Source organism: Paenibacillus taihuensis (genome assembly GCF_003386535.1).
GTDB classification, from domain to species: Bacteria; Bacillota; Bacilli; order Paenibacillales; family Paenibacillaceae; genus Paenibacillus_Z; species Paenibacillus_Z taihuensis.
On the sequence record NZ_QTTN01000002.1, the window covers coordinates 200,016 to 213,312 of the forward strand.

At 54.4% G+C, this 13,297-nt stretch carries 14 protein-coding genes and 1 other annotated feature; of the genes, 1 reads left to right on the plus strand and 13 read right to left on the minus strand.

Features of this window, described 5'->3' with window-relative positions; genetic code table 11:
- Positions 1-17: 17 nt before the first annotated feature.
- Positions 18-251: a binding site (T-box leader), on the minus strand.
- Positions 252-321: 70 nt separating this feature from the next.
- From A8990_RS03075 to A8990_RS03135, 13 genes are all read right to left on the minus strand, one after another.
- Positions 322-1,092 (minus strand): class I SAM-dependent DNA methyltransferase, encoded by a 771-nt coding sequence (locus tag A8990_RS03075; RefSeq protein ID WP_116187547.1) that lies wholly within the window; start codon positions 1,090-1,092, stop codon positions 322-324.
- A 1-nt stretch (position 1,093) separates the two neighbouring features.
- Positions 1,094-2,008 carry a CvfB family protein gene (locus A8990_RS03080; protein WP_116187548.1) on the minus strand — a complete coding sequence of 305 codons (915 nt, stop codon included), beginning with the start codon at positions 2,006-2,008 and terminating at the stop codon, positions 1,094-1,096.
- Positions 2,005-2,352 (minus strand): ribosome silencing factor, encoded by a 348-nt coding sequence (gene rsfS / locus A8990_RS03085; protein ID WP_116187549.1) that lies wholly within the window; start codon positions 2,350-2,352, stop codon positions 2,005-2,007. Before rsfS ends, A8990_RS03080 begins: the two co-directional genes overlap by 4 nt.
- Positions 2,352-2,930, minus strand: a complete 579-nt coding sequence (gene yqeK, locus A8990_RS03090; protein ID WP_116187550.1) for a bis(5'-nucleosyl)-tetraphosphatase (symmetrical) YqeK — start codon at positions 2,928-2,930, stop codon at positions 2,352-2,354. The genes rsfS and yqeK overlap by 1 nt, the downstream gene beginning before the upstream one ends.
- A complete protein-coding gene (nadD, locus tag A8990_RS03095; RefSeq protein WP_116187628.1) occupies positions 2,920-3,507 on the minus strand; it encodes a nicotinate-nucleotide adenylyltransferase in 588 nt (195 codons plus the stop codon). The genes yqeK and nadD overlap by 11 nt, the downstream gene beginning before the upstream one ends.
- A gap of 181 nt (positions 3,508-3,688) precedes the next feature.
- Complete coding sequence (gene yhbY, locus A8990_RS03100; protein ID WP_116187551.1) at positions 3,689-3,979, minus strand: ribosome assembly RNA-binding protein YhbY; 291 nt, start codon at positions 3,977-3,979, stop codon at positions 3,689-3,691.
- Positions 3,980-4,002: 23 nt separating this feature from the next.
- A complete protein-coding gene (gene aroE / locus A8990_RS03105; protein WP_116187552.1) occupies positions 4,003-4,869 on the minus strand; it encodes a shikimate dehydrogenase in 867 nt (288 codons plus the stop codon).
- 55 nt (positions 4,870-4,924) lie between these two features.
- Positions 4,925-6,046 (minus strand): ribosome biogenesis GTPase YqeH, encoded by a 1,122-nt coding sequence (yqeH, locus tag A8990_RS03110; RefSeq protein WP_181909370.1) that lies wholly within the window; start codon positions 6,044-6,046, stop codon positions 4,925-4,927.
- Positions 6,043-6,690, minus strand: a complete 648-nt coding sequence (locus A8990_RS03115; protein WP_342772784.1) for a YqeG family HAD IIIA-type phosphatase — start codon at positions 6,688-6,690, stop codon at positions 6,043-6,045. Before A8990_RS03115 ends, yqeH begins: the two co-directional genes overlap by 4 nt.
- Positions 6,690-8,930 carry a transglutaminase-like domain-containing protein gene (locus tag A8990_RS03120; RefSeq protein WP_116187555.1) on the minus strand — a complete coding sequence of 747 codons (2,241 nt, stop codon included), beginning with the start codon at positions 8,928-8,930 and terminating at the stop codon, positions 6,690-6,692. The genes A8990_RS03115 and A8990_RS03120 overlap by 1 nt, the downstream gene beginning before the upstream one ends.
- On the minus strand, positions 8,927-10,180 hold the full coding sequence (locus tag A8990_RS03125; protein WP_116187556.1) for a DUF58 domain-containing protein: 1,254 nt from the start codon (positions 10,178-10,180) through the stop codon (positions 8,927-8,929). Before A8990_RS03125 ends, A8990_RS03120 begins: the two co-directional genes overlap by 4 nt.
- A 5-nt stretch (positions 10,181-10,185) precedes the next feature.
- Entirely contained in the window at positions 10,186-11,142 is a 957-nt protein-coding gene (locus tag A8990_RS03130; protein WP_116187557.1) for an AAA family ATPase, read from the minus strand.
- A 134-nt stretch (positions 11,143-11,276) separates the two neighbouring features.
- The gene (locus A8990_RS03135; protein WP_181909371.1) at positions 11,277-12,137 is read right to left on the minus strand and encodes an endonuclease/exonuclease/phosphatase family protein; all 861 of its coding nucleotides are present in this window, start codon (positions 12,135-12,137) and stop codon (positions 11,277-11,279) included.
- A gap of 82 nt (positions 12,138-12,219) precedes the next feature.
- Here A8990_RS03135 and A8990_RS03140 point away from each other — a divergent pair, with 82 nt between their 5' ends.
- Positions 12,220-13,275 (plus strand): hypothetical protein, encoded by a 1,056-nt coding sequence (locus A8990_RS03140; protein WP_116187559.1) that lies wholly within the window; start codon positions 12,220-12,222, stop codon positions 13,273-13,275.
- Positions 13,276-13,297: the final 22 nt, after the last annotated feature.

Genomic DNA, 13,297 nt, shown 5'->3' on the forward strand with positions numbered 1-13,297 from the left:
CCGCCCCCAGCGTAATCGCTAGGGACGAGAGGTTTATGCTCCCGTGGTACCACCCTAGTTAGCAAGCGGTATTCTTTACCGTTGCTCACTCTATGCCCTTAACGCAGGCGAGACGGCACGCTTGATCGTCATGATGACGGTTCACGTGCGGCTCCAAGGCGAGTTCGCTTCACGCTGGTCCGGCTTGCACCTACCGCCGGCTCTCTGATCCAGTCGCTGCCGAAGCTACTGCTCCTCTTCAACACCATTTAGAAATAGATAGCTCGATTATAAATAAGCAGCTTATGCCATGTCAAGGAAAAGCGCCCCGAAACGACAGGTTCATCCTTTTATCGCTGCAAAAAACAGCCTTTCCGACTCATCCGCTGCCGGTTCCAGCTGGAAATCAGCAAAAAGTTCAACCTTGGAGAAGCCTGCACCTAGGAGCAATTCCTTCAGCCAAGCTGCATCGTAAGCACGCTGCACATGCGTTTCCTCGATGCGGGCGAAGCTTCCGCCTCGTCCTTCCTCGCGAGCAAAGATCGTCAATTGATGCTCGATTTCGACTCGTTCCTCATCAAGCTCGCACGTCCATATGTACGCCACGTCCGGCTCATCAAGGACGAATGGCTGCTCGCTCGCGTAACGCTCGATTGTCCTCGGTGAATGAACATCGAAGAGAAACACTCCTCCCGGCTTCAGCGCTTGATAAGTCGCTGAAATTGCCGAGGCAACATCTTCTTCTTCCGTTAAGTAATTCACGCAATCACAGAAGGAAATGACCGAGTCGACTTGCTCGCCAAGTCCCCACTCCGTCATGTCCTGCTGCAGCCACGTAATCGTTCCCTTCGGCTGCCCGCTGCTTCGCAGCGCATCGTCCCATTTGCTCTGGCCGATAGTCAGCATGTCCGATGACAAGTCTATCGCATAAACTTGATAGCCCTGTCTAGCAAGCGGGATTGCGATACTTCCGGTTCCGCAGCCGAGATCAACGACCGTACGCGGTGTCCCGTACCGCTCCCAGCAGCTTTGCGCAAATTGCAGCCACTGCGGATACGGCATATCCGCCATCAGCCGATCATAGACGGTGGCAAACTGCCGATAGGCTTCCATGTTAGTCCTCCTGCTCCTGCTTCTCAGCCGCAGCAGCCTGTTCGGTCAACTTCGTCCAGTTGCCATCCTGCGATATAACTCCATCGCGCATCAGCTTGCCCAGCGCGCGTTTGAAGGCGCTTTTGCTAATGCCGAATTTCTGCTTTATGATATCTGCAGAAGTGGCATCAGAGTAAGGCATCGAGCCGTTCGGACGCTCCTTCAGGAACGCGAGAATCCGGTCGGAATCTTCCACGCGGCCTACTTCCTTGCGCTGCTGCATCGATAGATTGACTCGTCCGTCTTCGCGAACGAAAGTCACTCTCGCTTTCACCCGCTCGCCGAGCCGCAGCAGTCTTGTCCGATCATCTGCGGGAATCAGGCCATATGCACCGAAACCGAGAACGCCCCCGTCGATCATGACGAACGAGCCGATCTTCAGCGTCTTCGTTACCCAGCCTTCCACCCATGTATTCTGCCAAGAGGTCGGAGCGTGAAAAGCAAGCTCAGCCAGCTCTTCCTCGAACGCTACCTTCGCTACGAGGCGGCCGATCTTGTCATGCGCGAGAATGACATGCACCTCGTCGCCGACCTTAGGACGCAGTTCCTTCAGCTCAGGCTGCTCGGACAATGGCAGCAGCAGCTGCCGTCCAAGCCCCATCTCAAGAAACGCTCCAATCTTAGGATGAATATCTGCAACCGCAAGTCTAGCCACTTCTCCTAGTTGGATAAGCGGCTTCTTCATCGTCGCGGCGATGCGGTCTTCCGAATCAAAAAACAGAAATACATCGTAGAATTGCCCGATCTGCGGGCGATGGCCGACGAGCTCGGTATAGTGCATAAGCACCTCTGTCTCGCCGTCTGTCATGAAGTAGCCGTAAGGCGATACTTCACGAGCCAGCTTCAGCTTCTGTGTCGTGCCTGCCACGAGACTCATGCTAATTCCACAACCTTCGCATCGGACCACAGACGTTCGATGTTGTAATATTCACGCTCATCGCGGTGGAATACGTGTACGACAACGTCGCCGATGTCGACAAGCACCCATCTGCATGTATCTGCGCCTTCGATGCCGCGCACGCGCGTGCCGCGTGCTTCCGCCTGCTTGCGAATTTCGGTCGTAATCGCCTGAACCTGCGTATCCGAATTACCATGGCAGATGACAAAATAATCCGCGACCAGCGAGATCCCTTTCAGGTCGAGCGCAACCACATTGTGCGCCTTCTTATCTTCCGCCGCTGCTACAACGGCTTGCAAAAGCTCCTCTGAATTTACTGTCATTACTCAGCCTCCCGTGTTTGTTGTATGAGATCATTCCGTGCTGCAACCGTCAGCGGATAGATCCGCTTTCCCTGCTGAAGCAAATATGAAATTGTGGAATCAAACCCTGCAATTAGTGCCTTCTCCACACTATACTCAGCTATTTCCCTTATTTTATGCACACCTGGAAAATCGCGGCCCGGCTCCATATAATCGGCGAGACAGACGATTTTGTCCATCAGCGTCATGCCTTCGCGGCCCGAGGTGTGATATCGGATTGCGTCCAGCACTTCAATATCATCGACGCCGTAATCGCGTGCTGCGACGAAAGCGCCTACTGGCGCGTGCCACAGCTCCTTGTCGTACTCGAGCAAGTCGCTCGGCAGCCCTTCCTCCCGGATAATCGTCTCCATCCGCGAGGTTGCCCAATACTTCGCCACATCGTGAAGAATCGCCGCCAGCTCTGCGCGAACCGGATCGCAGCCGAACCGCTCCGCAAGCAGCACCGACGTCTCCATAACGCCAAGCGTATGCGTCCATCTGCGCTCAGGCATTTCCGCCTTGACCGATGCCATCAGCTGCTCACGATTAAATTTCATACAGTTCATTCCTTCGAATAAACGAATAGACTTTCTCCGGTACGAGGAATCGAATGGAACGACCCTCTGCGATACGCTCCTTGATCACTGTCGAGGACAGCTCGAAGAGCGGCATTTTCACCACTGTCAGCTTGTCTTTGATGTACTCCGGAAGCTGGTCGACTTCCATGTCTTCACCGCCGCGTGTCACGCCGATGAAGCGCACCAACTTCGCAAGCTCCTCGATGTTGTGCCATTTCGGCAGATCGTTCACACGGTCCGAGCCGATGATGATGCTGAACTCTCGTCCTGGATACTGCTCGTTCAGCTCTTTGATTGTATCGATCGTGAAGCTGGTGCCTTCACGATCCAACTCGACATCCATGGCGCGAAAATGCGGCTGAAAGTCGATCGCCCGGTACACCATCTCAAGACGCGTAGGCCCGTCAGCAAGAGGTCCGTTTTCCTTAAGCGGCGGATGGCCGGCTGGAACAAACCAAACTTCGTCAAGACCGCAAGCTTCACGCGCCGATTCGGCGGCGAGCAGATGGCCATAATGGATCGGGTCGAACGTGCCGCCCATAAAACCGACTTTAATCAACGTAAATTCTCCTCTCGCTGCGAAAACAAATTACATTACAAAAAGCGTGTTTTCTGTGAAAAGTAGTGCTGCTTCGCTCCGTGATGTGCCTTGCGGCACGTAAACTCTCCAGGCACAATCACTGCGCTTGCGCGCTTTTTTTCCGAAAACGAGCATTAATGCTCAACACCAGAAACCTTTACGGCAGTTCAATCGTTTTATGGTCTTTGCTTTCTTTGTAAAGAACAATGGTCTTACCAATGACTTGAACCAGCTCGGAGCCCGATTCCTCAGCAACCCATTCGCCGACTTCTTTCGGGTCCTCGATGCTGTTGTTAAGCACGGAAATCTTGATCAGCTCGCGCACTTCGATGGCTTCCTCGATGTGACGGATCAGATTCTCGTTCTTGCCTTCCTTGCCCACTTGGAAAATCGGGTTCAGATGGTGCGCCAGCGCGCGCAGATGTCTTTTTTGTTTGCCTGTTAGCATGTGAAATTCCTTCTCTCGTCAAATTAGCTTTTGGACTGCTGCAGCGCTTCAAGCACGGTCTCCCGCATCGCTTCAACCGGTGCAGGCTGTCCCGTCCAATATTCAAAGGCGTATGCGCCTTGATAAATAAACATGCCAAGTCCGCCGTGAATCCGGCAGCCTCTGTCCCGTGCTTCCGCGAGGAAACGCGTCGTAAGCGGATTATAGATAAGATCGCTTGCGACCGAATCCGGCTTCAACCACGAGCTGTCGATCGGCGTATCTTCCACGTTCGGGAACATTCCGAGCGACGTTGTATTGATAATAATATCACTATTCCCGCATGCCGCTTGCAGTTCATCCTGACCGATCGCCCGGATGACCGGTACGAGGCCGCGGAATGCTTCTGCCAGCTCCTCAGCGCGGGCAACAGTGCGGTTCGAGATCGTAATGGAAGCGACGCCTTCGCGAGCGAGTGCATAGAAAATGCCTCTTGTTGCTCCGCCGGCGCCGATGATGAGCACATGAGAGCCTGCAAGATCAGACTTCGCTTCTTCCTTTAGCGACCGGACATAGCCGATGCCGTCTGTATTGTAGCCTTTCAAATGACCGTCTGTGTTCACAATCGTGTTGACCGCGCCAATCACTTGCGCGCTTTCGTCGATTTCATCGAGCAAAGGCATAATGTCAAGCTTATGCGGAATGGTCACGTTCACGCCGCGGATTCCCATCGCCCGAACGCCGGCTACGAAATCACTAAGCCGATCGGCTGTTATATGAAAAGCGGTATAGATGCCGTTAATCCCGCGTTCCCGGAACGCTCGATTCATCATTATCGGCGATTTGGAATGTCGGATCGGATCGCCGATAACGCTGTATAGCACCGTATGGCTGTCTACCTTGTTGCCCATCCTTTACGTTCACTCTCCCTTAAACATATGGATGACGTCAAACCAACTCTATCGTCTAGATCAGCGCATCACGCATGAGGACGCGAACGCCCTTCGGCACGTGAATATCAACCAGTGCGCCGCTTGCGCCATTCACGTGAATCCAGCCGAGACCGGAGATGAACAGGTCCGTCTCCGAATTGCGGCGTACGGTCAGGCGATGACGTGTCCATTCCGGCATCTCTTCCAACTGCTCCTTGGTCGGAGGCGCCAGCAGCTCGCCTTTATGATCGGCGTACAGCTCATCAGCCCGTTCCAGCTTCGTCCGGTGAATCTGCAGCGCATTGGAAACATAAAGGGTGAACGATTGACGGTCCCCTTCGATAAAATCAAACCGTGCAAGCGCGCCGACAAACAGCGTTTGTCCGCTGTTCAGCTGATACACGAGCGGTTTGATCCCTTTCTCCGGCAGCAATGCGCCAAGCACATCGCGCGGCACAATCTCCGTCATCCGATGCGAGTAGACGATTCCCGGCGTATCGATGATTTCTTTGCCGTCGTCAAGCGGAATATGAACCGCATCGAGCGTCGTTCCTGGGTAACGCGACGTCGTCAGCTCGCGCTCCAAGTCACTGTAGTCGCGAATAAGGCGGTTGATCAGCGTCGACTTGCCGACGTTAGTCGCGCCGACAACGTACACGTTGCGATTGCCGCGATGCTCGCCGATCGCTTCGATAACACGCTCGAAGCCAATGTTCCGCTTCGCCGAGCAGAGCACGATATCGACGACGCGCAAGCCTTGCGCCTTCGTCTGCTTCTGCACCCAGTTCAGCAGTCTGTTCGGATTGATGCCTTTCGGCAGCAGGTCGATCTTGTTCACAACGAGCAGCACCGGATTGTTACCGACAAAACGCTGCAAGCCGGAGATCAGGCTGCCTTCGAAATCGAACAGGTCGACAATATGGACGACCAAGCTATTCGTCGCCGCAATGCCGCCGAGCAGCTTCAAGAAGTCGTCCTGATCGATCGCGACCGAAGCCGCTTCGTTATAGTTTTTAATACGGAAGCAACGCTGGCATATTGCCGGCTCCTTCGCGAGCGCCGCTTGCGGGATGAAACCCGGCTTGTCCACCGTTTCAGTCTGCAGCTTAACGCCGCAGCCGGCACACGAGGTTCCTTGTTCTAGCTGGTTGGTCATGATTTTCGTTGTTCCTCCTCGGGCCAGAGCCCTTTTTTCCGGAGACTTCTCAGGGCGATTTTCTCCATAATACGGTTAACCTTCGTCATAATGCCTTCTTCCCTCGGTGCAACAGGCGCGACAAGAATGGTGAACAGCCCCATTCGATTGCCTCCCAGCACGTCGGTCATCATCTGATCGCCAATAACGGCGGTCTGCTCTGCTGGCAGTCCAAGCACTTCAAGCGCTCGATGAAAGGCACGGTTCGCGGGTTTACGAGCCGCATGAATAAACTTGATGTTCAGCGGGTCAGCGAATTTGGACACACGTGTCCGGTTATTATTCGATACAATAACGACCTTGAAGCCCATGTCTCGCACATCGTCCAGCCATTTCACGAGCTCTGGCGTGGCAAGCGGCACTCGCGCGCCTACGAGCGTATTATCAAGATCCGTAATAATGCCGCGCATCCCTTGCGCCTTCAACTTCTGCAGATCGATATCATAAATGGTATTGACGCGCATTTGCGGCAACAGCCGTTCAAACATAGTTTCGACTCCCCTGTTATCACTATCACGCAAACTATACCATAATAAGTGAATTTGTTGCAAAAAAAGCCGGCATAGATGCTTGACACACCTATGCCGGCTCTCATCGCCGCGCATTAACCTAAATGTTCACGGATTTTCTTCATCGTCAGCGTCACTTGATCAAGCTCTGCCTGCGACACTTGACTGCTGCTGTACATCGCTTTCTCGAACGCATACTGCACTTCGCGGAATTGCGGCTGCAACGAGGACAGCCGAGCCGACCAGCGTCCCATCGTCTCGCGAACCGTATCCGTCTCGTTGTAATCCAGCCCCTTCTTCCGGCAGAAACGGATGAGGCGGTTCGTCTCTCTTACAATGCGTTCATTGACCGTACCAGACCGGCCATCGAGCCATTGTCTGATACCTTGCACGACGCGGAACCTTAGAATAATGAATAGAAGAATGAGAGCTGCCGCAACGCTGGCTGCAGTCCAGATGATCCAAGGCTGAAGCTGAGAGCCTGCAGGCGCTGCCGTTTCGGTAATCGTGTCCGGCTCAATGACTGGAGCAGGTACTGGCTCCGGCGCTGTTTTGTCCTTCGGCATGGCGTACGGATAAGAAAATCCTGACGTCGCTTCAAAAGGCAGCCAGCCGTAACCGTTAAAATAAATTTCCACCCACGAGTGCGCATCCGCATTTCGTACGGTGTACGTCCCGGAACCGCTCGGGTTCACTTCGATGCTCGTATAGCCTTGCTGCCGCTGTATCTCCGGATCAACTGGCAGCGAGCCAGGCGAGTACCCCTTCACCCAACGGGAAGGAATCCCGATTTCACGGGCCATGACGGCAAGCGCCGTGGAGAAATAATCGCAGTATCCTTCGCGAACCTCGAACAAGAAAGAATCAACGAAATCCTCGCTCACCCGCTTGGAAACATCCGGCGTGTTCGTATACGTGTACGTCTTCTGCAAATAAGCGACGAGCAGCTGCATTTTATCGTAAGGCGTAGCACCTGTCTTCGTAATCTCTTGAGCAAGCGTCTTTACCCGCTCCGGTATGGTCGGAGGCAGCTCCATATACATCGGATCAATATCTGTACTCTTCTGTGAAGCCACCTCGCCGCGCAGCTTCTCCTCATCAAGAACAGGCACGTTGGACTTAATCGTATATTTCTTCGGATAGGTCGCAGAGCCAAACTTCATCAGACGAAGTTCCCATGCTTGCGAGAACCAGCTGAGGCCCGGCAAGTTCGCCTTGCCGTCTACCGATACGACGGAAGCGATCGGCCCTGCGCCGAACAGCACCGGATACTTCGTCTTGCTGACCATTTGCACCGTCTGTTCGACGAGCTCGGTCTCCGTCGTTGCTTCCGTGTACAGCGCTTTGAACTGCTGGCCGCTGGCAACAGGTCCATTGCCTTTCTCCAGCTTCTCGGGCACTGCCTCTAACCAGCCGGAACCGTTATAATACGATCTCGTCTCCCCGCGCCAATAGGCCTTCTGCGAAGTCGTTACCGTCATGACCGGCGAATAGTCGAATTCGAATCCGCCGCCAAGCGAAGCATCACTTCGGCTGTAGCCGGACTGGCTGCCTGCGCTGGTCTTCGACGCTGGTATCGTAATCGCCTTGTCGCCGATAAAGGAAGGCACCGTCTCGTTCCGCGCTTCCTTCCACGCTGTGTATGGGTCGGTTATCACCGGATGGATCGCCGGAACGAACAAGCCTGCGCCCATCACAAGCGTAATAATGATCAGCATCGGCAGGAACAGGCTGAGCGGATATTCCAGCAGCTGCGACCAATTCTCGGGATGCCGCTTCTGAAAGCTCGCGAAGTGGCTCGCAACGAGCCAGCCAAGCCCGATGAATACGCTCCAGGCGATTTCTTGCCACAGATGGATCGGCGTGAACAACGAATCCGCTGTCGCGAGCGTTAGAATGGCTGCGAGTACGACCGCCATAATCAATAGCCGCTTGTGGCGCATCAGCACAATAACATGAAAGGCTGCCCATATGCCAAGGCTGATCCAAATATACGGCTGGAGCTGATCGAGCTGCATCCCCAGCCAATCCATCCAGTCCAAAAGCTTGCGCTTCTCGCCGGCAAAAGGAATCCATTCATATCCCGAATACACGGCGTTTAACAACACGAGAATAAGGAGCTGAATCGTGCCCGACCAGATTTTGGACGGTATGAGCAAGCTGGTCACAACGACTGCGAACAGCACGCCGTTCACGATTGTAAAGGTTTCTTCCCACCAGTAATCTCCGAGGCAGCGTATCCATTCATAGATAAGAAGGGCGGATAACACAGCCGACAGCTTGCGATACACATCTGCGGACAACCATTTGAACGCTGCGCGACTAATTGCTGTCATCCTCGACCACTCTCCAATACGTCAGGCAGCTCTTGCAGCGTGCTGATGGTATGGACCATAATGCCGCTTCTTCGGAGCAGCCGCATCCATTCACCATTGCGAATATCGCTAACTTTGTTCCGCTCCTCGCCGCCTGGCTTCAAATGTATAAGCACAGGCACGACGCCGGTCCGGTTCAGCCATTCCATCGCGCGAACCGTATCTTCGCCTGTCTGCGGGCTGACGACCACGACGAACGAGCCTGCCTGCGTAATCGCGCCGGATTGGCGCAGCGCCCGGTACAACGGCTGGTCACCGTCGGCTTGGACGCGAACCATGTGCTTCATCATCAGCTCGCGCTGATCCGGCGACGACTTCGGCGCGAAGCCGTCCGTTCGCGAGCCGATCGAGACGAGGCCGACCGCCGTCGCCCGGCGGAAGCCGAACTCCAGCATCGACGCCGCTGCCGAGACGGCAAGCTCGAATTGCTCCGAATTCTCGTAAGCGCCGGCGTACCGGTCTAGCACGACAACCGTTCGAGGCAGCGACTCCCGCTCGAACTCCTTGGACTTCCACTGACCGGTCTTGGCGGTCGCATTCCAGTGGATGCGCGACAGCCGATCGCCGTAAATATATTCGCGGACGCCATTGATCTGCGTCGTTTCTTTCGCTGCAAGACGTGAAGCGGACGTCGAGTACGGACCTTTCGCGCCGCGCTTCAGCTGTTTCCACTGCCGAATCGCAATCGTGCGCGGATAGACGCTGAACGGCACGGACGACTCGAAGCTTCCTTTATGCTCGAACAGGCCGAAGATGTCGCGTGTAGAGCATTCCGTCGCTTCAAACCGGTACACCCCGCGCTCAAGCGGCGGCGTCGTGTATGCGATGGCGCCAGACCTGCGGTAGCTTGGCACGAACGATGCTTCGAAAGGCACCATTTTGCCATTCTGCGCAATGAGACGGTCGCGAACGAGCACATACGGGATTGGCCAGACGCCAGGAATTTGGACGGTAATTTGCACATCAAGCCGCGAGCCTGCCGACAGCGACTGCTCAGTTATTGAGCCTACCCCGCTGCTCAGCTTGCGGACGCCGCTCACGCCTGCGATTCCGCTCCATCGGCCGAACACCAAATAGATGAGCAGTACGTTAAAGATACAAAACAGCATGAATGAGGTTTTCCCGCCTTGGAAGAGCAGAAACAGAAGTGAAGAGATATAGATAAGACCGATCAGCCGCCAACGAAATAACGTCGCTTTAGCCGTAAGCATCGCATTTAACGCTCCATTCGAACTGGCACTTGCGTTTCACGGACAACGGCGCGGACAACATCTTCTGTCGTCAATCCGTTCATGCGAGATTCAGTATGCAGAATAATCCGGTGCGCGAGAACAGTAGCTGCCAGCTGCTTCACATCGTCAGGAATAACATAATCACGCTCTTGCAGGAACGCATTCGCTTTCGCCGCTGCCGTCAATGAGATCGCCGCGCGCGGACTTGCGCCGAGCTGTACGCCGCTATGCGCCCGTGTGCCGCGGATAATTCGGATAATATAATCCGCTACCGCCTCATCCAGGTGAACGTGTTTCACGGCCTCCATCATTTGCGCAACCTGCTCAATGGAGATCGCCGGCTCAAGCTTATCTGCCGGCGACGAGGCATTCGGCGAGATAATCATTTGCCGCTCTGTTGCCGCATCCGGATAGCCTAGCGATATTTTCATCATGAACCGGTCTAGCTGAGCTTCAGGCAAAGTATACGTGCCATCGAACTCAATCGGGTTCTGAGTCGCAATTAAGGTAAAAGGAATCGGAAGCTCGTAGGAATCGCCGTCCACGGTGACGTGGCGCTCCTCCATCGCTTCAAGCAGTGCAGATTGGGTCTTCGTCGTTGCTCGGTTAATCTCATCGACAAGAAGCAAATTCGCCATGACCGGACCTGGCCGGAACATGAACGCTTCATTCTTCGGATGATAGATGGCAACGCCTGTAATATCGGTAGGCAGGAGGTCGGGGTTACATTGGATACGGCGGAATTGGCCGCCAATCGTTCGAGCGAGCGCTTTAACCAGCTGCGTCTTGCCAGTGCCAGGGACATCCTCGATCAGGACATGCCCGCCTGCGAACAATGCAGTTAACAGCAATTCGATTTCGGCTTCTTTACCCAGGATGCAGCTGACGAGGTTGCGGCGAATTTCTGTAGATAAGCGATAGTTGGCTGTTCGGTTGTCCATGACATTTCCTCCCGGATGATAGTGGTAGGATCAAGTTTTATATTCTATTATTTTACAAAATATACAACTGCTCGTATAGCCTCATATCCGCCAAAAAAAATTGGAGAATCCCACAGGGACGCTCCAATTTGCGCCTACAGCGGCTTGATATGAAAGGTTGACATGACCGCGGCATGATCTGACGGCCACTCATTCTGTTCATGGCTGCCGAAGCCTAACGGCTTACCAGAAATAACGACCTCGGAAGCTGTTACAACCGCCCCGCTGCCGTGGTAATAAATAAAGTCAATTCGATCTTGAGGCTCATATGGATTGTCGCCCCATGGATGCTCAGGCGTATGCACCGTCGACCATGTGTTGCCTGGCATCGCTGCAGGATCAGGATGGATAACGCGGTATGAATCGTGGAATCCTGCTTCTTCTACCATCCCGCTAACCGGCCATTCAATGCTATAATCGTTATGCGACGCACGAGTTGCTTCGATCCAATCCAGGTGAGACGGGGCGTTGAAATCGCCCATGAGGAAGAGCGGTGTATTGGCGGACACTAGCGGCTCAAGCGCCTGGAGCACAGCTTCTATTTCCTTGCCGCGGACATCTCGTTCCATCGCGATAATTTCTTCAGCCGATTTCCCATCGAACAGTGCCCAATACGGCCCGTACGGATCGTAATATAGATGAGTGCTGACGGCAACGATCCGCTGTCCCGATGGCAGCTCAATGTGCGCACCAACAGTGCTTACTTCATCCAGATAGAACGACTCTGCAATCGGATATTTGCTAATGATGCTGCAATTTCCGCGGCCTTCGTTATTTTGACAGAAATGCCATCCCAGCTGCTTCGCGACCGCCTCCGCAGGGTCCGGCGTCTCCTGGAAGCCGACGATATCGGCGCCGGAGAACGTTACAGCTTGCGCAAGCTTCGATACACCGTCCTGAACAGCCTCGCCGCCAAGCCAAGTGTTAAGCGTCATGATTTTTACCTGATCCATCATCGTCATCCTCGTGCTCCCATCATACGAATGTGCTTGCCCCTAGTATAAGGACAAAGGAATTGATCCGTAAAGGAGATTGAACATGAACGTTGGTACTGGAAAAAAGGCAGCGTCAGAGTGGGTAAGCAATCATGCCAGCAAAGCACCGGGTTTCAAAGGCGCATACTTCAGCGGCTCCACGGTCGGAATGCCGGATGACGCCTTGCTGCCTGTAGGCTCCGACATCGATCTTATCGTAGTCATTGAAGATGCAGAGCCTCCGCTCAAGCTTGGCAAATTCGTCTACCAAGGTGCGCTGCTTGAAGTTACATACCTCTCTTGGCGCCAGCTCGCCTCATATGAGGAAGTTTTGACGAACTATCATCTCGCAGGCAGCTTCCGGATGAACACGATTATCGCCGACCCAACCGGGTACCTGAGCGAGCTTCACAAACAAGTGTCCTCCCGATTCGCGGAGGAATTCTGGGTGCTGCGTCGATGCGAGGATGTGGTGCACAAGATCACGAATGGGCTGCAGCAGCAGCTTCCCCCGTCCGCGCCTTTTCACGATCGCGTGAATGCCTGGTTATTCCCAACCGGAATAATGACGCATCTTCTGCTTGTGGCAGCGATGTGCAATCCGACGGTGCGGCGGAGGTATGCTGCCGTTCGAGAAGTGTTGGCGGCAAATGACCGTTTAAGTGTCCATGAGGAGCTGCTCGCTTTGCTCGGGTGCGAGCAAATGACTGCCGAGCGTGCGAGACAGCATGTTAACGCGCTCGGTGAAGTATTCGATATCGCGGCCTCCGTCGCGAAGACGCCTTTCTTCTTCAGCAGCGACATTACGGCGGACGCTCGCCAAATCGCGATCGACGGCTCCCTTGAGCTGATCGATTCCGGTTTACACCGGGAAGCTGTATTCTGGATCGCGGCTACTTTTGCCCGCTGCCACAATATTCTCTCTGCCGATGCACCGGAGGAAGTGCTGCAGCGATGCTTGCCTGCTTTTGACATGCTGCTCGCTGATCTTGGCGCTCGGACAGATGCAGATCGCCGGGAACGCGCAGATGCGGCAATTCGGTATTTGCCCAAGCTGCAGCAGACGGCGGAGCATATTTTAGCGGCGCAAATGAAAAAGACACTGGGACCGCAGCAATAAGCTCGCTGTAGTTCCAGTGTCT

Bases quoted from the DNA above. Each gene is read 5' to 3' on its own strand.
- A8990_RS03075 (WP_116187547.1), bottom strand. From the start codon at position 1,092: ATGGAAGCCTATCGGCAGTTTGCCACCGTCTATGATCGGCTGATGGCG.
- A8990_RS03080 (WP_116187548.1), bottom strand. From the start codon at position 2,008: ATGAGTCTCGTGGCAGGCACGACACAGAAGCTGAAGCTGGCTCGTGAA.
- rsfS (WP_116187549.1), bottom strand. From the start codon at position 2,352: ATGACAGTAAATTCAGAGGAGCTTTTGCAAGCCGTTGTAGCAGCGGCG.
- yqeK (WP_116187550.1), bottom strand. From the start codon at position 2,930: ATGAAATTTAATCGTGAGCAGCTGATGGCATCGGTCAAGGCGGAAATG.
- yhbY (WP_116187551.1), bottom strand. From the start codon at position 3,979: ATGCTAACAGGCAAACAAAAAAGACATCTGCGCGCGCTGGCGCACCAT.
- aroE (WP_116187552.1), bottom strand. From the start codon at position 4,869: ATGGGCAACAAGGTAGACAGCCATACGGTGCTATACAGCGTTATCGGC.
- yqeH (WP_181909370.1), bottom strand. From the start codon at position 6,046: ATGACCAACCAGCTAGAACAAGGAACCTCGTGTGCCGGCTGCGGCGTT.
- A8990_RS03115 (WP_342772784.1), bottom strand. From the start codon at position 6,690: ATGCGCGGCGATGAGAGCCGGCATAGGTGTGTCAAGCATCTATGCCGG.
- A8990_RS03120 (WP_116187555.1), bottom strand. From the start codon at position 8,930: ATGACAGCAATTAGTCGCGCAGCGTTCAAATGGTTGTCCGCAGATGTG.
- A8990_RS03125 (WP_116187556.1), bottom strand. From the start codon at position 10,180: ATGCTTACGGCTAAAGCGACGTTATTTCGTTGGCGGCTGATCGGTCTT.
- A8990_RS03130 (WP_116187557.1), bottom strand. From the start codon at position 11,142: ATGGACAACCGAACAGCCAACTATCGCTTATCTACAGAAATTCGCCGC.
- A8990_RS03135 (WP_181909371.1), bottom strand. From the start codon at position 12,137: ATGATGGATCAGGTAAAAATCATGACGCTTAACACTTGGCTTGGCGGC.
- A8990_RS03140 (WP_116187559.1), top strand. From the start codon at position 12,220: ATGAACGTTGGTACTGGAAAAAAGGCAGCGTCAGAGTGGGTAAGCAAT.